This is a genomic window from Flavobacterium sp., assembly GCF_031537875.1.
In the GTDB taxonomy this organism is placed as follows: domain Bacteria; phylum Bacteroidota; class Bacteroidia; order Flavobacteriales; family Flavobacteriaceae; genus Flavobacterium.
This window is the reverse complement of sequence record NZ_JAVKNB010000011.1, coordinates 152,846-174,207: the sequence shown is the minus strand read 5'-3', so window position 1 is coordinate 174,207 and position 21,362 is coordinate 152,846. Positions and strand designations below refer to the sequence as shown.

At 34.6% G+C, this 21,362-nt stretch carries 17 protein-coding genes; 7 read left to right on the top strand and 10 right to left on the bottom strand.

All coding sequences use genetic code 11. The features are described from left to right. Positions 1 to 2: 2 nt before the first annotated feature. The 4 genes from RMR09_RS08065 to RMR09_RS08050 are packed head-to-tail and all read right to left on the bottom strand — an operon-like array spanning position 3 to position 6,376. Positions 3 to 527 (bottom strand): DUF3341 domain-containing protein, encoded by a 525-nt coding sequence (locus RMR09_RS08065; RefSeq protein WP_310595286.1) that lies wholly within the window; start codon positions 525 to 527, stop codon positions 3 to 5. Then, entirely contained in the window at positions 520 to 1,920 is a 1,401-nt protein-coding gene (nrfD, locus tag RMR09_RS08060; RefSeq protein ID WP_310595285.1) for an NrfD/PsrC family molybdoenzyme membrane anchor subunit, read from the bottom strand. Before nrfD ends, RMR09_RS08065 begins: the two co-directional genes overlap by 8 nt. Before the next feature lie 35 nt (positions 1,921 to 1,955). Further along, the gene (locus tag RMR09_RS08055; protein ID WP_310595284.1) at positions 1,956 to 5,012 is read right to left on the bottom strand and encodes a TAT-variant-translocated molybdopterin oxidoreductase; all 3,057 of its coding nucleotides are present in this window, start codon (positions 5,010 to 5,012) and stop codon (positions 1,956 to 1,958) included. Positions 5,013 to 5,041: 29 nt separating this feature from the next. Beyond that, a complete protein-coding gene (locus tag RMR09_RS08050; protein WP_310595283.1) occupies positions 5,042 to 6,376 on the bottom strand; it encodes a c-type cytochrome in 1,335 nt (444 codons plus the stop codon). 218 nt (positions 6,377 to 6,594) lie between these two features. Here RMR09_RS08050 and RMR09_RS08045 point away from each other — a divergent pair, with 218 nt between their 5' ends. Then, positions 6,595 to 6,984: an SPOR domain-containing protein gene (locus RMR09_RS08045; protein ID WP_310595282.1), complete on the top strand. Its 390-nt coding sequence runs from the start codon at positions 6,595 to 6,597 to the stop codon at positions 6,982 to 6,984. A 65-nt stretch (positions 6,985 to 7,049) separates the two neighbouring features. On the opposite strand, the gene infB is transcribed toward RMR09_RS08045, so the two are convergent. The 5 genes from infB to RMR09_RS08020 form a co-directional block, all read right to left on the bottom strand. Next, complete coding sequence (infB, locus tag RMR09_RS08040; protein WP_310595281.1) at positions 7,050 to 9,833, bottom strand: translation initiation factor IF-2; 2,784 nt, start codon at positions 9,831 to 9,833, stop codon at positions 7,050 to 7,052. Between the two features lie 94 nt (positions 9,834 to 9,927). After that, entirely contained in the window at positions 9,928 to 11,175 is a 1,248-nt protein-coding gene (nusA, locus tag RMR09_RS08035; protein ID WP_310595280.1) for a transcription termination factor NusA, read from the bottom strand. Between the two features lie 13 nt (positions 11,176 to 11,188). Beyond that, on the bottom strand, positions 11,189 to 11,653 hold the full coding sequence (gene rimP, locus RMR09_RS08030; protein WP_310595279.1) for a ribosome assembly cofactor RimP: 465 nt from the start codon (positions 11,651 to 11,653) through the stop codon (positions 11,189 to 11,191). Positions 11,654 to 11,903: 250 nt separating this feature from the next. After that, positions 11,904 to 12,200: a thioredoxin family protein gene (locus RMR09_RS08025; protein ID WP_310595278.1), complete on the bottom strand. Its 297-nt coding sequence runs from the start codon at positions 12,198 to 12,200 to the stop codon at positions 11,904 to 11,906. A 73-nt stretch (positions 12,201 to 12,273) separates the two neighbouring features. Beyond that, complete coding sequence (locus tag RMR09_RS08020) at positions 12,274 to 13,509, bottom strand: metallophosphoesterase (protein WP_310595277.1); 1,236 nt, start codon at positions 13,507 to 13,509, stop codon at positions 12,274 to 12,276. Between the two features lie 144 nt (positions 13,510 to 13,653). Here RMR09_RS08020 and polA point away from each other — a divergent pair, with 144 nt between their 5' ends. Then, positions 13,654 to 16,482: a DNA polymerase I gene (gene polA, locus RMR09_RS08015; RefSeq protein ID WP_310595276.1), complete on the top strand. Its 2,829-nt coding sequence runs from the start codon at positions 13,654 to 13,656 to the stop codon at positions 16,480 to 16,482. A 41-nt stretch (positions 16,483 to 16,523) separates the two neighbouring features. On the opposite strand, the gene RMR09_RS08010 is transcribed toward polA, so the two are convergent. Next, positions 16,524 to 17,552, bottom strand: a complete 1,029-nt coding sequence (locus RMR09_RS08010) for a LacI family DNA-binding transcriptional regulator (RefSeq protein ID WP_310595275.1) — start codon at positions 17,550 to 17,552, stop codon at positions 16,524 to 16,526. Positions 17,553 to 17,855: 303 nt separating this feature from the next. On the opposite strand from RMR09_RS08010, the gene rplM reads away from it, so the two are divergent. The 5 genes from rplM to RMR09_RS07985 all read left to right on the top strand — a co-directional run bounded on the left by rplM (position 17,856) and on the right by RMR09_RS07985 (position 21,361). Continuing rightward, positions 17,856 to 18,311 (top strand): 50S ribosomal protein L13, encoded by a 456-nt coding sequence (gene rplM / locus RMR09_RS08005; protein ID WP_310595274.1) that lies wholly within the window; start codon positions 17,856 to 17,858, stop codon positions 18,309 to 18,311. After that, positions 18,311 to 18,697: a 30S ribosomal protein S9 gene (gene rpsI, locus RMR09_RS08000; protein ID WP_310595273.1), complete on the top strand. Its 387-nt coding sequence runs from the start codon at positions 18,311 to 18,313 to the stop codon at positions 18,695 to 18,697. The genes rplM and rpsI overlap by 1 nt, the downstream gene beginning before the upstream one ends. Positions 18,698 to 18,870: 173 nt before the next feature. Beyond that, positions 18,871 to 19,653, top strand: coding sequence for a 30S ribosomal protein S2 (gene rpsB, locus RMR09_RS07995; RefSeq protein ID WP_310595272.1), 783 nt, complete (start codon positions 18,871 to 18,873; stop codon positions 19,651 to 19,653). A 111-nt stretch (positions 19,654 to 19,764) separates the two neighbouring features. After that, on the top strand, positions 19,765 to 20,589 hold the full coding sequence (gene tsf, locus RMR09_RS07990; protein ID WP_310595271.1) for a translation elongation factor Ts: 825 nt from the start codon (positions 19,765 to 19,767) through the stop codon (positions 20,587 to 20,589). A 115-nt stretch (positions 20,590 to 20,704) separates the two neighbouring features. Next, the gene (locus tag RMR09_RS07985) at positions 20,705 to 21,361 is read left to right on the top strand and encodes a queuosine precursor transporter (protein WP_310595270.1); all 657 of its coding nucleotides are present in this window, start codon (positions 20,705 to 20,707) and stop codon (positions 21,359 to 21,361) included. The last annotated feature ends 1 nt before the right edge of the window (position 21,362 follow it).

Genomic DNA, 21,362 nt, shown 5'->3' with positions numbered 1-21,362 from the left:
GATTAATGCTTTTCTATTACTTTAACTTCAACAGCACCAGTAGTCTCAAAGAATGAAACTAATTCAGCCTCATTATCATTGACAGCAACTTCCATTAAAAAGTGGTCGTCTGTTGTTCTTACATCTGGATTTTCAGCTGCTTTAAATGGCCACAATTTACTTCTCATGTAAAAAGTTATTACCATTAAGTGTGCTGCAAAAAATACAGTTTCTTCAAACATAATTGGAACGAAAGAAGGCATATTTTGAATATAACTGAAACTTGGTTTCCCTCCAATGTCTTGAGGCCAATCTTGAATCATGACAAAATTCATCATCCATGTTCCAAAAGACAAACCACATAAACCATAAATGAATGCACAAATGGCTAATCGTGTTGGGGCAAGTCCCATCGCTTTATCCAACCCGTGAACAGGGAATGGACTAAAAACTTCTTCGATATGATAATGAGCAGCACGTGTTTTCTTTACGGCATCCATTAATATATCATCGTCATTATAAATGGCGTATATTACTTTATTACTCATGGTGTGAATCTTTATTTGCTCTTTCTCTAATATAATTATCTCCTGTTCCTTTTAAGATTGTTTTAACCTCTGCCTGTGCAATTACAGGGAAAGTTCTAGAATACAATAAAAACAATACAAAGAAGAAACCAATTGTTCCAATGAAAATACCAATATCAACAAATGTTGGTGAGAACATTGTCCATGAAGATGGTAAGTAATCTCTGTGTAATGAAGTTACGATGATTACGAAACGTTCGAACCACATACCAATATTTACAACAATAGAGATGATAAAAGAGAACATAATACTTGTTCTTAATTTTTTGAACCACATAAATTGTGGAGAAAACACATTACAAGTCATCATTGACCAGTAAGCCCACCAGTAAGGACCCGTTGCTCTGTTTAAGAAAGCGTATTGTTCATATTCAACTCCTGAATACCAAGCAACAAATAACTCAGTGATATAAGCTACACCAACAATAGAACCTGTAATCATAATTACAATATTCATTAATTCAATATGTTGAATAGTAATGTAAGCTTCTAAGTTAGATACTTTTCTCATAATAATAAGCAAAGTATTTACCATTGCAAATCCAGAGAAAACCGCTCCAGCAACGAAGTAAGGAGGAAAAATAGTAGTATGCCATCCTGGAATTACTGAAGTAGCAAAGTCCATAGATACAATTGTGTGTACCGAAAGTACCAATGGAGTCGCTAAACCTGCTAGTACCAAAGAAACTTCTTCAAAACGTTGCCAGTCTTTAGCTCTACCACTCCATCCAAAACTTAAAATAGAATAGATTCTTTTATGAAAAGGAGTAATAGCTCTATCTCTTAACATTGCAAAATCAGGCAATAAACCAGTCCACCAGAAAACTAATGAAACCGAAAGGTAAGTAGAAATTGCAAATACGTCCCATAACAATGGTGAGTTAAAGTTTACCCATAATGAACCAAATTGATTCGGGATAGGCAATACCCAGTAAGCCAACCAAGGACGTCCCATGTGAATAATTGGGAACAAACCAGCCTGAATTACAGAGAAAATGGTCATTGCTTCCGCTGAACGGTTAATAGCCATTCTCCATCGTTGACGGAAAAGTAATAATACTGCAGAAATTAACGTTCCTGCGTGACCGATACCTACCCACCAAACGAAGTTAGTGATATCCCAAGCCCAACCCACGGTTTTATTTAATCCCCATGTTCCGATACCTGTAGATACAGTATAGATAATACAGCCTAATCCCCAAAGGAAAGCTGTTAATGCGATTGAAAACACAATCCACCAATGTTTGTTAGCTTTACCTTCTACAGGAGCTGCAACATCTACTGTTACATCGTGATAAGATTTATCACCTATAACTAAAGGTTTTCTAATGCTTGATTCGTAGTGAGACGACATAATCCTTTATCTTGTTTCTTAATTAATATTTTATACTAGGTATTTCTAACTTTAACGTGATAGATCACATTTGGTTTAGTTCCTACATGCTCTAATAAATGATACATTCTGTCATCAGCAGCTAACTTAGCTACTTTTGCTTCATCGTCATTAACATCTCCAAATACCATTGCTCCAGTAGAACAAGCATTTGAACAAGCTGTTTGGAATTCACCATCAACAATAGCTCTTCCTTCTTTTTTAGCTTTAAGGATAGTTGCTTGAGTCATTTGAAGACACATAGAACATTTTTCCATAACTCCACGAGAACGAACATTCACATCTGGATTTAAAACCATACGACCTAAATCATCATTCATATGATAATCAAATTCGCTGTTTTGGCTGTATAAGAACCAGTTGAAACGACGCACTTTATAAGGACAGTTGTTAGCACAGTAACGAGTACCAACACATCTGTTGTAAGCCATATTGTTTTGACCTTGACGTCCGTGAGAAGTGGCTGCAACAGGGCAAACAGTTTCACAAGGAGCATGGTTACAGTGTTGACACATAACTGGTTGGAAAGCTACTTGAGGATTATCTCCTGCTTTTTCCATTTCGTTAAATGTTGACAATGAACTTGACAGACCTGCAATATTTTCTTTTCTTTCGTTATCTCCTTCAAAAGTACTTTCAGAAGAATAATATCTATCAATACGCAACCAGTGCATATCACGACTTCTTCTAACTTCTGATTTACCTACTACAGGAACGTTGTTCTCTGCATGACAAGCGATAACACAAGCACCACAACCAGTACAAGCATTTAAGTCAATAGATAGATTAAAGTGATGTCCGATTGAACGATCAAATGAATCCCATAAATCAACTTTAGTTGACTCTACTTCTTTGTGATCCAAAGATACCATAGGAACTTCATTCCATTCTTTAGCGTCTTTAGTATTGAATATCTCTAAAGTTGTTTCTTTAATGATATCCCCTCTTCCCATCAAAGTTTTTTGACCTTGAACACAAGCAAACTCATGGTCTCCATCCGCTTTAACTAAGGAAACAGATTGTACATTATTAAAACCTTTATATAAAGCGTAAGCATTTATACCTACAGCCATTTCTTCTTTAAGCGCCGCTTTACGACCGTATCCTAAAGCTAAACCTACAGTTCCAACTGCTTGACCTGGCTGAACAATTACAGGCACATTTTCTAATTTAGAACCATCTGTAGTTGTAATAGTAGCATAACTACCATTTAAACCTCCATTAGCAACAATTTCATTAGTCAATCCTAATTTCTTAGCATCAGCATTAGAAACAGTCACATAATTATCCCAAGAAACTCTTGTGATTGGGTCTGGAAACTCTTGTAACCAAGGGTTGTTAGCTTGTTGACCATCACCTAAACCAGTTTTAGTATATAAAACTAATTCAAATGCTTCGGCAGCTTTTGATTTTGATAAAGCAGACGCAGCAGCAGTATAATCCGCTGAACCAGCAGATGCAGTTGGAATAACTCCAACATAAACACCATCATGTAACACTTTATTCCAAGTAGAACCAGCAATTATTGAAGCAGCTGTACCTTTAATATAATCGTAAAAAGTACCTGCATTACCATTTAATGCTAATAATACGTCTTGAAATTGTTTTGTATTAAATAAAGGACGAATAGTAGGTTGAGTAAGACTATAAGTGCCTTTAGTCAAACTTAAATCGTTCCAAGATTCTAAATAATGAGGAACTGGAGCTGCTACAGTAGTAACAGAAGCAGTTTCGTCTTCTTTCAATGAAAAAGAAACTGAAGTAGTTACTTTCTTAAGTCCTTCAACAAAAGAAGCACTATCAGCTAAAGTATAAACTGGATTAACTCCACTCATAATTAATGTATGAACACTACCAGCTTTCATATCGTTAATTAATTGAGCTACTTTTTCGTTAGATCCTTTTCTTATTTGTCGTGTACCAGAAGTTGTAAAAGCTTCGCTAGCCAATTTTTGATTGATAGCCAAAACTAATAACTGAGCATTTTTATCTTGTATTCCAGACACTAATACTCCTTTTGAACCAGCCGCTTTTAATTGTTGAGCCGCTTTGGTAACTTCTGATTTAAATTGATCATCTAAACTTACTGCAACTGAAGACCCAGTTACAATGTTATATATATGAACTAATGCTTGTTTTTGATTTGCTGTAGACATAGGCAAACGCTTATCAGCAGCAGCACCAGATAATGTCATATTCGCTTCCAATTGGAAATGACGAGACATTTTTCCGTTTTTAGGAATTCTACCTTGAGCATATCCTGCATCATATCCTCCACCTTGCCAATCTCCTAAGAAATCAGCTCCAACAGAAACGATCAAAGATGCTTTAGAAAAATCATAATCTACTAACGCTCTTTCACCATAAACTGTTTCAAAAGCATCTAAAGCTTCTGAAGAAGAAACCGCATCATAAACTACGTGTTTTGCATTTGGATTTTTAGCAATAAACTCGGCAATCAACTTTTCAGTCGATGGACTCGCTAAAGTATTGGTTAACAATACCACTTGACCTCCTTTTGCTTTCGCTTCTACAATACTTGATGCAATTTTAGAATTAACATCAGCCCAACTTGAATTAGCTCCTGCAATTTTAGGCTCTTTCAAACGCATACTGTCATAAAGAGACAATATAGACGCATGAACTCTTGCATTAGCAGAAAATTTAGCCCCGGCAATTGCGTTGTTATCTATTTTAATCGGACGACCTTCACGTGTTTTAACTAATAAATTAGCGAAATCAAAACCGTCAAAAACAGAGGTTGCGTAATAATCAGCTACACCTGGAATAATTTGTTCCGGTTGCAACACATAAGGTATTGATTTATGAACAGGACCTTCGCAAGCAGCAAGAGTAGCCGCTGCAGTACTAAATCCAACGTACTTTAAAAAGTCACGACGTGTTGTAGAAGACGATGACAAAGCATCATTATTTCCTAAAAATTCATCTGTAGGAATCTCTTCAACGAATTCGTTATTTTTAAGCGCCTCAACAATAGAACTATTTCCGTCTAGTTCCTCAACACTTTTCCAGTATTTTTTGTTTGATGACATATATAAATATTAAAAACTTAATAATTTGATTAATAGTGACATTTACCACATTCTAAACCTCCCATTTGAGCAGCAGTCAATTTCTCTACTCCATATTTTTTAGAAAGTTGTTCATGGATTTTAGTGTAATATTCATTACCCTCCATTTTAACATCAGTTTTTCTATGGCAATCAATACACCACCCCATTGTTAAAGGAGCAAATTGTTTTTGAATTTCAAATTCTTGAACAGGACCATGACAAGTTTGACATTCAACACCAGCAACAGTTACGTGTTGTGAGTGATTAAAATATACGAAATCAGGTAAGTTATGAATACGAACCCATTTTACAGGTTGTGTCTTTCCAGTATAAGATTGAGTAGTTTTATCCCAACCCACAGCAGTATATAATTTTTGGATTTGCTCATCGTAAAAGGCTTTGCTGTATTCTGGAGTAGCTGTTGATTCAGCAACCTCAGAAATGTTTTTATGACAGTTCATACAAACATTTAACGAAGGAATACCTGCGTTTTTACTTACTCTTGCAGCAGAGTGACAGTATTTACAATTAATCTCATTATCACCTGCGTGAATTCTGTGAGAATAATGAATTGGCTGAATTGGAGCATATTCTTGATCAACACCTACTTGCATTAAAAAGCCGTATACTAAATAAGCACCAGACAACAATAAGAATATTGCAGTAACTAATATCAAGAATTGATTTTTAACAAATGCTTTCCAAATAGAAATTCTTGGTTCCTTTGGAGCAACTTCAATATTATTAGCCTTAGCTACTTTTCTCAACACATTGTTTACCAAAAACAACATTACTACAAGCATCGCCATAACCAAAACAAGCGCACCTAGGATAACATTATTAGATAAACCATCCTGTGAAGCAGCAGCACCTTCAGCACCAGCAGCTAGAGCACCAGCAACAACCGGAGCCTCTTCTTTTGGAGTAGAAGTATATGCTATAATATTATCAATATCACCTTCAGCTAACTGAGGAAAAGCAGTCATAACTACTTTATTGTTTTCTTCAAATACTTTTACCGCAGCAGCATCTCCTGATTTGATTAAATCAGAACTATTATGAACCCATTTGTAAATCCATGCCATATCATGCTTAACACTAACTCCTCTCAAAGCAGGACCCGTAGATTTAGCATCTAATTTATGACACGCAGCACAATTTGCATTGAATAGTTCTTTTCCTTTCACAGGATCTCCACCAGTTGCAGCAGCGGGAGCTGCCGTAGCATCAGCAGCCGCAGGAGCAGCGTCTTGAGCAAATGAAGTTGCAGAGAAAATTAGCATTAAAGCTAAGCAGAAATATAATTTCCTTAAGATCGAATTATGGTTACCCACCTTTTTCATATAGTATAATGATTATCTACTAAAATTGGTATGGTTTTTTCTACAAACATTTTTAGAAAAAACGTATACATTCTTTTTAAACTTGCACAAAAATACGACTTAAGAACTATTCTCAAAACCTTAAAATACTCTTAAATTCAATTTATATTAATTCTAAATAATATTTATCGATTGCTTTCTCTTTATAAATATTATTTTTGCGTAAAAATCATCACATTATGAGAATTTTAAGACTTGGCAAACCTATTTTCTACTCTATGATTTTAAGTCTTTCTGTATTTTATTCAAAGGCTCAAATCATAAAAAACACGGCAAATAACGATTCAAAAATAGAACAATTGCTCAATGAAAAGCGAAAAATTAACTCTTCTATCGCTTTGAACGACAGATATAAAATTCAAATTTTTAGTGGCGAAAGCGAAAAAGCAAAAAAAACGGTGGTGCTTTTTAAACAAGAATTCAAAGAAATTGATGCCACAATTGTTTTCAACACACCCAACTACAAAGTGTGGGTAGGTAACTTTAAAACAAGGATGGAAGCGGAAAGGAATTTTGTAGAAATCAAAAAAAAATATAAAAACGTATTGCTGATAAAACCCAACAAATAAGAAAAATATAAGCATAAAAAAAATCCCGATTAATCGGGATTTTTTTTATTTTATAAAATTAAATTTTACTTCAATTTCTTTTTGATTGCTACTTCATGGTAAGCTTCAATAACATCTCTTTCTTCAATGTCATTGTATCCTTTAATTTGAATACCACAATCATATCCTTTAGTAACTTCTTTTACATCATCTTTGAAACGTTTCAGTGCTACTAACTCACCATCGAATACCACAACTCCGTCTCTAACCACTCTAACTTTTGCGTTTCGAGTAATTTTACCATCCATTACCATACATCCCGCAATAGATCCTACTTTAGAGATTTTAAATATCTCTCTAATCTCAGCAGTTCCTAATACTTCTTCTTTCATTTCTGGCGCCAACATTCCTTCCATCGCATCTTTCAAGTCGTCGATAGCAGCATAAATAATAGAATAGTAACGGATATCGATTTCTTCTTTATCAGCTAACTGTCTTGCATTTCCTGCAGGACGAACGTTAAATCCGATAATAATAGCATCAGAAGCAGAAGCTAACATTACGTCAGTTTCAGTAATCGCTCCAACTCCTTTATGAATAATGTTGATTTGAACTTCCTCTGTAGACAATTTAGAGAACGAATCAGATAATGCTTCAACAGAACCATCAACGTCTCCCTTAAGGATTACGTTCAATTCTTTAAATTGACCTAAAGCAATTCTTCGTCCAATTTCATCTAATGTAATATGACGTTGTGTTCTTACTGACTGCTCACGCATCAATTGAGAACGTTTTGAAGCAATTTGTTTTGCTTCTTTCTCGTCTTCAAAAATATTGAATTTATCCCCTGCTGTTGCAGCTCCATCCAAACCTAAAACAGATACTGGAGTAGAAGGACCTGCTTCTTTAACCACATGCCCTCTTTCGTCATGCATGGCTTTAATTTTACCATGATGCTTACCAGCCAACATATAATCTCCAATTCTTAACGTTCCATGTTGTACTAATAAAGTAGAAACATATCCTTTACCTTTATCTAAGAATGCCTCAACAACAGTTCCTTGTGCAGGTTTATTTGGGTTTGATTTTAAATCTAAAATTTCAGCTTCTAATAATACTTTCTCAAGTAATTCTTTTACACCTAAACCAGTTTTAGCAGAAATATCGTGTGATTGGATTTTACCTCCCCAATCTTCAACTAACAAGTTCATTCCAGCTAATCTCTCTTTAATCTTATCTGGATTAGCATTAGGTTTATCTACTTTATTGATTGCAAAAATAATCGGAACACCAGCCGCTTGAGCGTGACTGATAGCCTCTTTTGTTTGTGGCATGATGTCATCATCCGCTGCAATTACAATAATGGCAATATCGGTAACCTGAGCTCCACGCGCACGCATTGCCGTAAAGGCCTCGTGACCTGGAGTATCTAAAAATGCGATTTTTTGCCCGTTGTCCAAAGTAACCCCGTAAGCACCAATATGCTGCGTGATTCCTCCTGACTCTCCAGCAATTACATTTTCTTTACGAATGTAATCCAACAAAGAGGTTTTACCGTGATCGACATGCCCCATTACAGTTACGATAGGCGCTCTAAACACTAAGTCTTCTTCTTTATCTTCAACAACTTGAATTGCCTCTTCAATATCTACAGTGATGAATTCAACTTCATAACCAAATTCATCAGCAACAATAGTTAATGTTTCAGCATCCAAACGCTGATTCATTGTCACCATGATTCCAAGTGACATACACGTACCAATTACTTTAGTAATAGGCACATCCATCATAATTGCAATTTCACCTACAGTAACAAATTCAGTAACTTTAATTGTTTTACTTCCTTCATCTAAAGCTCTTTGCTCTTCGTCTGATTTTTGACGGTGTGTATCTCTTTTATCTCTTCTGTATTTAGCCGCCTTAGATTTACCCCCTTTACCTTGAAGTTTCTCTAAAGTCTCACGGATTTGATTTTTAACCTCTTCTTCTGTTGGCTCAACTTTAGCAACAATTGCCGGTCTATTCCCTTTAACAAAACCAGGTTTAGCACCTCTATTTGCATTGAATCCACCTCCAGTATTCGGAGTGATTTTATTTGGATTTGGAGCTCCTGGCTCACCTGGTGTAGATGGCTTAGCTACAATTCTCTTTCTTTTATTTTTTCCTGCATTAGCTCCAGCACCTGGAACACCTGGTTTGTTTGGAGTAATTTTAGGATCTTCTTTTTTCTTTTTAGGCTTATTAAACTGAGACAAATCTATCGTTTGACCTGTCAAAGTTGCTCCTGATAATTTTTGATATTGAGTAGTAATTGTTTCGTCAATTGGAGCATCGTCTGATTTAGATTCCACTTTCACTTCAGGAGAAACTGCTTTTTTCTCTTCCTTTGGTGCAACTTCCGCAACTGGTTTTACTTCTTTTTTGTCTGAAACTGGTTTTTCCGAAGTAACTTGTTGTGGCGCCTCTTGAGATTTAACTTCCGCAGGAGCAGATGGTTCGTTTGCAGGTTTTTTAGGATTGAGTTCAATTTTACCCACCTGAACAGGGCCTGTTACTACCGCTTTCGCCTTAATAACTTCTTGACGCTCTTCTTCTTGCTTGCGTTTTTCTTCAATCTCTTGTTCACGTTGAATACGCAATGCTTCTTTTTCTTTTCTCTTCTCTTCTCCTACTTCTTTCGAAGCCTCTTTATTCCCCTTATCGCCCGCAAATTGACTTTGTAGGATACCAAACTCACGTTCAGAAATTTTAGCATTTGGATTTGCATCAATGGCAATTCCCTTATCTTTTAGATAATCTACTGCTCTTTCTAACGAAATGTTTAATTCCCTTAAAACCTTGTTTATTCTTATTACTCTCTCTTCAGACATAAAACCTTTTTATTATTATCTTTTTGTTGTGTTTCTCGACCCAAACCTTTTAAATAAAGGACAATGAAGTTAAGATATTTTTTTAAGAATTCGATTAATTATCAAATTCTTCTTTTAATATTTTGATTACATCTAGAATAGTTTCCTCTTCTAAATCTGTTCTTCTTACTAAATCTTCTACGTCTTGATTCAAAATACTTCTTGCGGTATCCAATCCAATTTTAGCAAATTCATCAATAATCCACTCTTCAATTTCGTCAGAGAATTCAGTTAACTCAATATCGTCTTCTTCTCCACTAGCCACATCCCCTTCACGAATTACATCTAATTCATATCCAGTTAATAGACCTGCTAATTTAATATTGTGTCCTCCTCTACCAATTGCTTTAGAAACTTCTTCTAATTTCAAGAATACTTCAGCTCTTTTAGTCTCTTCATTAATTTTAATTGAAGATACTTTTGCTGGACTCAAAGCACGAGTAATATACAATTGATTATTAGTTGTATAATTAATAACATCAATATTTTCATTCCCTAATTCACGAACGATTCCGTGAATACGAGATCCTTTCATTCCTACACAAGCCCCAACAGGATCAATTCTATCATCATAAGAATCCACAGCAACTTTTGCTTTTTCACCTGGAATTCTCACTACATTTTTAACCATAATCAAACCGTCAAAAACTTCAGGAATTTCTTGTTCAAATAATTTTTCTAAAAACTTATCTGAAGTTCTAGACATCACAATTTGAGGTTTATTTCCTTTTAATTCAACGCTTTCAATGATTCCACGTACGTTATCTCCTTTACGGAAGAAGTCAGACGGAATTTGTTTTTCTTTTGGTAAAACAATTTCATTTCCTTCATCGTCAACCAAAATAACAACTCTTGGTCTTACGTGATGAACTTCTGCAGTATATATTTCTCCGATAATATCTTTAAATTGTTTGTACAAATTAGTATTATCGTGTTCGTGGATTTTAGAAATCAAGTTTTGACGTAATGCCAAAATAGCTCTTCTTCCTAAATCAATTAATTTCACTTCTTCAGAAACTTCTTCACCAATTTCAAAATCGGCTTCAATTTTTCTAGCTTCTGTTAGCGTTATTTCTTCATTTTCGAAATCCAAATCTTCATCAGCAACGATAACTCTTCGTCTCCATATCTCCATATCTCCTTTATCAGGATTAATAATGATATCGAAATTATCATCTGAACCGTATTTTTTCTTTAATGCATTTCTAAATACATCTTCCAAAATTGCCATAAGCGTTACACGATCAATAAGTTTATCATCTTTAAACTCTGAAAATGAATCGATTAATGCTAAATTTTCCATGCGAATTCTTTAATTAAAATGTTACTGTAACAATTGCTTCTTTAATATCTGTATAAGGAAGTTCTAAAGTCTTTTGAACTGTTTCTTTTCCTTTTCCTACTTTCTTTGGTTCTCTTGCTTGCCAAGACAAAATTACGAATTCATCATTAGCATCTACTAATTCTGCTTCAATATTTTCTGTTGATGTCTTCACAATCAAGGTTCTACCTATATTTTTCTTATACTGTCTCACCATTTTTAATGGTGATCCAACTCCTACCGAGGCTACTTCCAAAGAATAATCTTGTTCTTCTCTGTCCAAATTATTTTCGATAGCACGACTAACGTCAATACAATCCTGCAATGCCACACCATTGTCTCCATCTAAGTTAACAATAATTTTGAAAGCATCTGTAATTGTAAAGTCAATTAAAAACAGACTTGGCTTATCTGCAAGGCATTCCTCTACTAGTGTATTTACTTTTTCTTTGAATGTCATATTTTATAAAAAGAGGGGACGATTAGTCCCCTCATTATCTAGATTTTAATAAATAACGATGCAAATATAGTGTTTTTTTTAATATTTAAAATAATCAACTACTTTTAAAATTGAAACTCATTTTTGAAATCATAATTCAAAAAATAGTATTCTATCGAAAAAGTATTCCATTTCTCAAAAAACGACCCATTATAAACAGAAAAAAGTCCTATAAATATATCATAGAACTTTTTAAAAGAATTTGCTTTGATTACAATTGTTCTTGAACCAAATTAATAATTGCATTAGCGTCTAACTCTCCGGATTGTCTCCAGACCATTTGACCCTCTTTATAAATCATCAAAGTAGGAAGGCCTTTAATTCGAAGCGCTTCTGCTAACTCTTGATTTTTATCTACATCTATTTTTATCACTTTAGCTTTATCGCCAAGCGCTGCGGCCACATCTCTTATTACTGGATGCATGGATACAGAAGACTCATTCCAATCTGTGTAAAAATCGATTAACACAGGGATTTGTGCATTTATAAGTTCTCCAAATTTTGACATAAAACCAAAAATTTAATTTTTTAATCTGCTTAAAAAGAGATAAATATTTTACAAATGTAGCATTTTTAAGTAATTACACTACATTATTCCCTTTTTTTAGCTCTATAACCGTAATTTCAGGCATAATTCCTACTCTTCCTGAGTAAGCATGAAAACCAAATCCTCGATTTACATACACAAATCTACCTCTGTTTTCATACAAGCCCGCCCATTGTTTATACACATACTGTGCCAAACTCCATTTGAAGTACCCAGGAATTTCAATTCCAAACTGCATTCCATGCGTATGACCCGACAATGTTAAATGGAAATTTTTCTCGTGATGCTGCACTATATAATCCCAATGACTTGGATCGTGACTCATTAATACTTTAAAATCTTCTTTAGTTAAACCTTGAGAAGCCTTATTGATGTCCCCTAATTTTTTAAAATTATGACCCCAATTTTCAACTCCTACTAACGCTATTTTCTGACCTCCCTTTTCAATAAAAGTATGTTCATTCAATAGTAATTTAAAATCAATTTGACCATACAAATCTTTTATAGCTTGAAAATTAGCTGCTTTGTCTTTTTCGGATGGCCAAGTCACATACTCTCCATAATCATGATTCCCAAGAACGGAATACTTACCATACTTATGCTCTTTAATTCTATTAAAAGCTCCTAACCAAGGGATCATTTCTTTAGCGTGTGTATTAACAATATCGCCTGTAAACAAAATCATATCTGAATCTTGTTCGTTAACCAAGTCTATTGCATAATTGATTTTTTCGGGATTATCAAAACTGCCGCTATGCACATCTGAAATTTGTGTTATTTTAAATCCATCAAATTCCTTTGGCAAATCAGGAAAATAAATACGTTGTTTTATTACTTTAAAATTATACTTCCCTTCAAAAATACCGTATATCAAAGATAAAAATGGTACCGAAGCCAATCCTAAACCCATCTGGCTCACAAACTTTCTTCGCGACGCAAAAAATGGCTGATCTTTCTTTTTCTTTACTAAATAATTAACAGACCCTTTGCCTACTCTAAAAAAATCCTCGGTTAACATCACTATCGCCAAAACTATTTTAGGCAAATACACCATCAAGGCAAATCCTAGTACCAACATCGTTTTTCTGGTTTGACCAACTGAACGATCAAATTGAGAAATTGAATATATAAAATACACTGCTAAAAAAAGAGAAACTGCTTGATACAGCACTAACATTTTTTTTCGCTTCAAAAGTGTTCGTAGTGCCTGAAACGAAAACCATTCCACTGCTCCCCAAAAAAGAAAAAAAGATACTAAAACAATAATCATTGATGTGGTAATAAGTTATTTGGGAAACAAAATAACAACATAATTAAGCAAAACTGGTTTTTATTAATTAAAATTTAACTCTAAAAGAAAACTTTCGCTTGGTTTCCTTATTTTTACGAATTCAAATTTTAGAATAAAACACTGATGTCTACTAAAAAACGACTTTTCCTTCTTGACGCTTACGCCTTAATTTTTAGAGGTTATTATGCCTTCATTAAAAACCCAAGAATTAATTCTAAAGGACTTGATACATCCGCAATTATGGGTTTTATGAATTCCTTAATGGATGTTATTAAAAGAGAAAAACCAGACCATTTGGCCGTTGCATTTGATAATGGAGGAAGCGATTTACGAAATGATATTTTTCCTGAATACAAAGCGCACCGCGACGCTACTCCAGAAGCTATCAAAATTGCCGTACCTTATATACAAAAATTACTTCGCGCGATGCACATTCCTATTATTGAAGTAAAAGGATACGAAGCAGACGATTTAATTGGAACGATTGCCAAACAAGCAGAGAAACAAAATTACCAGGTTTTTATGGTAACTCCTGACAAGGATTTCGCTCAATTGGTTTCAGAAAATATTTTCATGTACAAACCCGCCCGAATGGGGAATGGAATCGAAATTTGGGGGATTCCTGAAGTTTTAGAAAAGTTTGAAATAGAAAGACCTGAACAAGTCATTGATTTCCTTGGAATGATGGGAGATACTGCCGACAATATTCCAGGACTACCTGGAGTTGGCGAAGTTACTGCAAAAAAACTATTGAAAGAATTTGGCTCCATGGAAAATCTTTTAGCTAATACTGATAAGCTGAAAGGAAAAATGAAAGACAATATTGAAGCCAATAAAGACAAAGGAATCTTGTCTAAAACTTTAGCCACTATTTTATTGGATTGTCCGGTTCAATTTGACGAAACCGATTATGAATTATCTACTCCTGATGTAGACAAAACCGATGCTTTATTCAACGAACTAGAATTTCGTAGAATGGCGGAACAATTTGATGCTATTTTTAGAAAAGGGGAAACAACTCCCGTAATCGACGAGGCTAAATTATACAAAAAACCACAGCCTAAAAGTGAAGAGCAATTTGATCTTTTTGGAAGTGCTATTGATGAAGGTTCGGAAGAAACCCGCCATCAATATTATAGTTCTCTTGAAAATACCGAGCATTCTTACCAAATCATTCAAGGTGATTTAGGTGTTAAGCTATTGTTACAAAATTTACAAAACCAAACCGCGGTGTGTTTTGACACCGAAACCACAGGGCTAGATGCATTGCATGCTGAGTTAGTTGGAATTTCATTTTCGTATGAAAAAGGGAAAGGATTCTATGTTCCATTTCCAGAAAATCAAACCGAAGCTCAAGCCTTAATTGAGAAATTTATTCCTTTTTTCGAAAACAAAAACATTGAAAAAATAGGTCAAAATTTAAAATACGACTTAAAAGTATTGTCTAATTATGGCATTACTATAAAAGGAAAATTATTTGACACTATGATTGCGCATTATTTGATTAATCCCGATATGCGCCATAATATGGATATTTTATCGGAAACCTATTTAAAATACGCGCCTCAATCTATTGAAGTGTTAATTGGTAAAAAAGGTAAAAATCAAAAATCGATGCGTGATGTTTCTTTGGAAGAAATCAAAGAATACGCAGTAGAAGATGCCGATGTAACTTTACAATTAGCCGAAATATTCAACGCTGAACTAGATAAAACTCATACTAAAAAGCTATTTGAAGAAATAGAAATTCCTTTAGTGGGTGTTTTAGCAAGCATGGAAAAAGAAGGAATTAATTTAGATGTACCTTTCTTAAAATCACTTTCGAAAGAATTAGGCAATGATATTGCGCAACTAGAAAGTCGCATTTACGAAATTGCGGGAGAAAAATTCAACTTAGCCTCTCCAAAACAATTGGGAGACATTTTATTTGACAAACTTAAAATTGGCGGCGCCAAACAAAAAAAGACCAAAACAGGCCAGTACGCAACTGGCGAGGAAATTTTGAGTTATTTGGCTAAAGACAACGAAATTGTAAGTGCAATTTTAGATTGGCGTTCCTTAATCAAATTGCAAAATACCTATGTAGAAGCTTTGCCTTTGCAAGTAGATACTAAAACACATCGCGTCCATACTGATTATATGCAAACGGTAGCTGCTACGGGTCGTTTGAGTTCAAATAATCCGAATTTACAAAACATTCCGATTCGAACAGAACGTGGAAGACAAATCAGAAAAGCATTTATTGCTAGAGATGAAAATTACACCTTACTCTCTGCCGATTATTCGCAGATAGAACTTCGAATTATTGCTGCTTTGTGTGGAGAAGAAAACATGATTAAGGCCTTTAAAAATCACGAAGATATTCATAAAAGTACGGCTGCCAAAGTATTTAATGTCCCTTTAGAAGAAGTGACCAAAGAACAACGTAGCCATGCTAAAACAGTAAACTTCGGAATTATTTATGGGGTTTCGGCTTTTGGATTGAGTAACCAGACTTCGCTTTCGCGTGCTGAAAGTGCCGCTTTAATTGATGCTTATTATGCAACCTATCCAAAACTTAAATCCTACATTCAAGAACAAATTGAGCTAGCAAGAGAAAAAGGATTTGTGCAAACTATTTTAGGCCGTCGTCGCTATTTAAAAGACATCAACTCCGCCAACGCAGTCGTTCGTGGTGCCGCTGAACGAAATGCAGTAAACGCCCCAATTCAGGGAAGTGCTGCCGATATTATCAAAATAGCGATGATCAATATTCACAAACGATTAATTGCAGAAAATTGGAAGTCTAAAATGCTATTGCAAGTTCATGACGAATTAGTATTTGATGTCCACAATAGCGAGTTAGAAAAAATCCAACCTATGATCAAACAAGAAATGGAACAAGCGGTAAACTTAAGCGTTCCTTTGGAAGTAGAAATTGGAATAGGTAAAGATTGGCTGGAAGCTCATTAATACAATAAAAAAAATCCATTCAAATGAATGGATTTTTGTTTTTATACTCTTGCCGTAGTTTCACGTTCTTTCAGCACCGTTTTAATCACTTTCGTTTCGTAAGGTGGCTCTTCTTCTGAATCATCTTCCAAACGCTTAATTAATAATTTAGCCGCTTCTTCTCCAATTTCAATTCCATGTTGACTTACCGTAGTCAAACTTGGAGACAATCTTCTTGAAGCTAATATCCCATCGGCAAAACCAATAATGCAGAGCTCTTCTGGAATTTTATATCCTTTCTTTAAGCCCATTCGTAATGCAGCAACCGAATCGTTTTCTTCTAAAGCAAAAATTCCATCTATTTTATTGTTTGCAAAAACGGTTTCCATTTGTTCTTTCAAATCTTCTTCCGAATCAGTTCTAATAATAAGGTTGTTATTTACTGGGATTTTATTTTTTTCTAATGCTTTCAAATACCCTTCAAATCGTAGTTTTCCAACGCTCAAATTATCTACTGAAGAAAGCAAAGCAATGTTTTTACACCCTAAATCAATCAATCGTTGAGTAGAATCTAAGGCCGAATCAAAATCGTCCACCACTACTTTATCACAATCAATTCCTTCAGCAATACGATCGAACATCACAATTGGAGTTCCGTCGTTAATAATTTCTTTAAAGTGATCGTATTTGTTTTGTTTTTGAGCTTCTTCAGAAACGGATAAAATAAATCCGTCAATAGTTCCGTTACTCAACATTTCTAACGTATGAGCTTCTTTTTCTAAAGACTCGTTAGAGATACACATAATAACATTGTATCCTTTTTCATCAGCCACTTTTTCAATCCCGCTAAAAACTTTAGCAAAAAAGGAATTCAAAATATCAGGGATAATAACGCCTATTGTTTTCGTTTTTCTATTCTTAAGATTCAAACCAATGATATTAGGTTTGTAATTTTTAAGTTTAGCGTATTCCTTAATTTTTGTTTTAGTTTGTTCGCTAATTTCAGGACTATCGTTAAGAGCCTTTGATACGGTCGAAACAGACACATTAAGTTCTTTAGCGATTTGTTTTAGTGTTGCTTTAGCTTTCATAAAAGTAGTTTGAAAGTGCTAAAATAATAAAAAAATCGGTTAATTAACCTGTTTTTAGTCTGTATGCAAAAGATTTCAATGCAAAGCGATGCTGAAAAACCAAGCATTTTCTAAAAACAAACCCGTTTTTAGCAAAAAAGAAGGTTAATTATTGTTAAAAAGGTAAGACTATTAAAAACAAATACTTTACTAGCTGATAATCAGAACCAAATAATATTTTAGGACAATTTGTATTTCAGAAAAATAATTGTACTTTTGCATCCCCTTTATTGGGGATGGAATGTTTAATTAAAAATAAAAATTGTGAACACATTAAGCTACAAGACAATTTCAGCTAACAAAGCCACTGTATCAAAAGAGTGGATTGTTGTTGATGCTGATGGTCATAACTTAGGTCGTCTTGCTTCAAAAGTCGCTATGATTTTGAGAGGTAAATACAAGCCAAGTTATACACCGCACGTGGACTGTGGAGATAACGTAATTGTTATTAACGCAGAAAAAATCAACCTTACAGGTAACAAATTGGATGAAAAAACATACATCCGTCACACTGGTTACCCTGGAGGACAAAGAAGTTTGACTGCAAAAGTATTGCAATCAAAAAACCCAGCTTTATTAGTAGAAAAAGCTGTAAAAGGAATGTTACCTAAAAACAAATTAGGAGCTGAACTTTTTAGAAATTTAAATGTTGTTGTAGGAGCTGAGCACAAACATGGCGCTCAAAAACCTAAAACTGTTAACCTAAACGATCTTAAGTAATGGGAGTTATTCACAAAATCGGTAGAAGAAAAACCGCTGTTGCACGTGTTTATGTTTCGGAAGGAACAGGAGTAATCACTGTAAACAAAAAAGAATTCGCAACTTACTTTCCAACTGCTACTTTACAGTACAAAGTGTTACAACCAATGTCTATGACAGAGAACGCTAGCAACTTTGACGTAAAAGTAAACGTTTATGGAGGTGGTTCAACTGGTCAAGCAGAGGCTGTAAGAATGGCATTAGCACGTGTAATGTGTGAAGTAAATGCTGAAAACAGAGCAATCTTGAAACCAGAAGGTTTATTAACTAGAGACCCTAGAATGGTTGAACGTAAGAAATTCGGTCAGAAGAAAGCTCGTAAGAGATTCCAATTCTCTAAACGTTAATATTACCTGTCTTGTTCAAATGGGACAAGACATCGTTCATTTATTATTGAATTTAAAAACACAGTTATTGTTGCTCCTACCGAGGTAGGGAATAGTTTAGCATCTAAATGTATATAGCCGAGCAATCGCCATCTATACATTGCTAATCAACAGAACGTAAACTAGTACAAAAAATGGCAAACAAAGTTGAAGTAAAAGAATTACTAGAAGCAGGTGTTCACTTCGGACACATGACTAGAAAATGGGATCCAAACATGGCTCCTTACATTTATATGGAACGTAATGGAATCCACATTATCAATCTATATAAAACTGCAGCAAAAATCGAAGAAGCTAACGAAGCTTTGAAAAAAATCGCTGCATCAGGTAGAAAAATTTTATTCGTTGCTACCAAAAAACAAGCAAAAGATATCGTAGCTGAGAAAGCTAAAGCAGCAAACATGCCTTACATCACTGAAAGATGGCCAGGTGGAATGTTGACTAACTTCGTAACTATCCGTAAAGCTGTTAAAAAAATGGCTACTATTGATAAAATGAAGAAAGACGGAACATTCATGACTCTTTCTAAAAAAGAGCGTTTGCAAGTAGATCGTCTTCGTGCTAAATTAGAGAAAAACTTAGGTTCTATCGCTGACATGTCTAGACTACCTGCAGCCTTGTTCGTAGTAGATATCAAAGCAGAACACATCGCTATAAAAGAAGCTCAAAAATTAAACATTCCAGTTTTCGCAATGGTGGATACGAATTCAGACCCAAGAGAGGTTGATTACGTAATCCCTGCAAATGATGATGCTTCTAAATCAATCGATAAAATTTTAACTTTAGTTACTGCAGCTGTTGTTGAAGGTCTTTCTGATAGAGGATCTGAAAAAGACGCTGAAGAAGTTGCTGCTCCTGCTGCTGAAGCAGAAGTAGAAGCTGCTCCTGCTGTAGAAGCTCCTGCAACTGAAGAATAAATAAAACCATTTAAAGATTGAAGGATTTAAAGATTAAAAATTATTAATTGCTACAATTGATACTTAGTCCTTAAATTTTTCAATCTTTTAATCTTTAAATTAAAAAAAATTATGGCAACAATTACTGCTGCAGACGTAAATAAATTAAGAACAATCACAGGTGCAGGTATGATGGACTGTAAAAAAGCCTTGGTTGAAGCTGAAGGAGATTTCGATTTAGCTATCGAAAACTTACGTAAAAAAGGACAAAAAGTAGCTGCTAACCGTTCTGACAGAGAATCTACAGAAGGTGCTGTTATCGCTGTTGTAAACGACGCTAAAACATCAGGTGTTGTTATCTCATTAAACTGTGAAACTGACTTTGTTGGTAAAAACGAGTCTTTCGTAAAATTAGCACAAGAATTAGCTGCTTTAGCTTTGAACTTTGATTCTAAAGAAGCATTCTTAGCAACTGATTTCCACGGAATCACTGTAGCTGAAAAATTAATCGAGCAAACAGGAGTAATCGGAGAAAAAATCGAAATCGGTTCTTTCGAAAGATTAGAAGGACCATTCGTTGGTTCTTACATCCACGCTGGAAACAAAATTGCTACTTTAGTTTCATTATCTGCTAATGTTGCTGGAGCTGAAGAAGCTTCTAGAAACGTTGCAATGCAAGCTGCTGCTATGAACCCAATTGCTTTGAACGAAGCTGGGGTTGATGCTGCTGTTATTGAAAAAGAAATTGAAATCGCTAAAGAGCAATTAAGAGCTGAAGGTAAACCAGAAGCGATGTTAGAAAACATCTCTAAAGGAAAAATCCAACGTTTTTACAAAGACAATACATTAGTAAACCAAGATTATATCAAAGACGGTTCTATGAATGTGGCGGCTTACGTAAAATCAGTTGACGCTAACTTAATTGTTACAGGATTTAAAAGAGCTGCTTTAGGATAATCTAAAGTAAATTTTTATCTCTCTCATATAAATCCCATTCTTAAACGAATGGGATTTTTTTATAGCGTTAATTCCAAATTAAAATGCTAAATTTGAGAAACTAATCCTATCGCTTATGTTCAGATCTAAGAAAGATATGGTATTTGTTATCCTTGCAGGGATTTTCATTACCAATGCCGTGGTTGCCGAATTAATTGGAGGAAAGTTAATTCAAATTGGCCCTTTTGTGATGAGTATTGGAATCTTACCTTGGCCAGTAGTTTTTTTAACCACTGATTTAATCAATGAATACTTTGGTGAAAAAGGAGTTCGTCGACTTTCCATAATTACTGCATGTTTAATTGCCTATGCTTTTGTGGTCTTGCTTTTAGCTATTGCTATTCCAGCTGCTAAAGGTATTAGCCCCGTAAATGACGAACAATTTCAAGCCGTTTTTGGACAAAGTATGTGGATTATTGTCGGAAGTATTATTGCCTTTATGGTTTCACAATTAATTGATGTTACTGTATTTTGGTATTTCAGAAACAAAACTGGCGACAAGAAAATTTGGCTCCGAACCACCGGATCTACCGTCATTTCACAACTCTTCGACTCTTTCATTGTATTAGGAATTGCATTTTGGCTTCCAGGTAAAATTGACTTCGAAACTTTTATCGGGTCTGCATTGACAGGTTATACTTTTAAATTAGGCATAGCGATACTTTTAACGCCTTTAATTTATTGGGGACACCGAATTATAAAAAACTATTTAGACAGCGATATACCAGCTTAAA

What these genes read in the sequence shown, in the direction of transcription:
- RMR09_RS08065 (WP_310595286.1), bottom strand. Translation starts at nt 527, where the DNA reads ATGAGTAATAAAGTAATATACGCCATTTATAATGACGATGATATATTA.
- nrfD (WP_310595285.1), bottom strand. Translation starts at nt 1,920, where the DNA reads ATGTCGTCTCACTACGAATCAAGCATTAGAAAACCTTTAGTTATAGGT.
- RMR09_RS08055 (WP_310595284.1), bottom strand. Translation starts at nt 5,012, where the DNA reads ATGTCATCAAACAAAAAATACTGGAAAAGTGTTGAGGAACTAGACGGA.
- RMR09_RS08050 (WP_310595283.1), bottom strand. Translation starts at nt 6,376, where the DNA reads ATGAAAAAGGTGGGTAACCATAATTCGATCTTAAGGAAATTATATTTC.
- RMR09_RS08045 (WP_310595282.1), top strand. Translation starts at nt 6,595, where the DNA reads ATGAGAATTTTAAGACTTGGCAAACCTATTTTCTACTCTATGATTTTA.
- infB (WP_310595281.1), bottom strand. Translation starts at nt 9,833, where the DNA reads ATGTCTGAAGAGAGAGTAATAAGAATAAACAAGGTTTTAAGGGAATTA.
- nusA (WP_310595280.1), bottom strand. Translation starts at nt 11,175, where the DNA reads ATGGAAAATTTAGCATTAATCGATTCATTTTCAGAGTTTAAAGATGAT.
- rimP (WP_310595279.1), bottom strand. Translation starts at nt 11,653, where the DNA reads ATGACATTCAAAGAAAAAGTAAATACACTAGTAGAGGAATGCCTTGCA.
- RMR09_RS08025 (WP_310595278.1), bottom strand. Translation starts at nt 12,200, where the DNA reads ATGTCAAAATTTGGAGAACTTATAAATGCACAAATCCCTGTGTTAATC.
- RMR09_RS08020 (WP_310595277.1), bottom strand. Translation starts at nt 13,509, where the DNA reads ATGATTATTGTTTTAGTATCTTTTTTTCTTTTTTGGGGAGCAGTGGAA.
- polA (WP_310595276.1), top strand. Translation starts at nt 13,654, where the DNA reads ATGTCTACTAAAAAACGACTTTTCCTTCTTGACGCTTACGCCTTAATT.
- RMR09_RS08010 (WP_310595275.1), bottom strand. Translation starts at nt 17,552, where the DNA reads ATGAAAGCTAAAGCAACACTAAAACAAATCGCTAAAGAACTTAATGTG.
- rpsI (WP_310595273.1), top strand. Translation starts at nt 18,311, where the DNA reads ATGGGAGTTATTCACAAAATCGGTAGAAGAAAAACCGCTGTTGCACGT.
- rpsB (WP_310595272.1), top strand. Translation starts at nt 18,871, where the DNA reads ATGGCAAACAAAGTTGAAGTAAAAGAATTACTAGAAGCAGGTGTTCAC.
- tsf (WP_310595271.1), top strand. Translation starts at nt 19,765, where the DNA reads ATGGCAACAATTACTGCTGCAGACGTAAATAAATTAAGAACAATCACA.
- RMR09_RS07985 (WP_310595270.1), top strand. Translation starts at nt 20,705, where the DNA reads ATGTTCAGATCTAAGAAAGATATGGTATTTGTTATCCTTGCAGGGATT.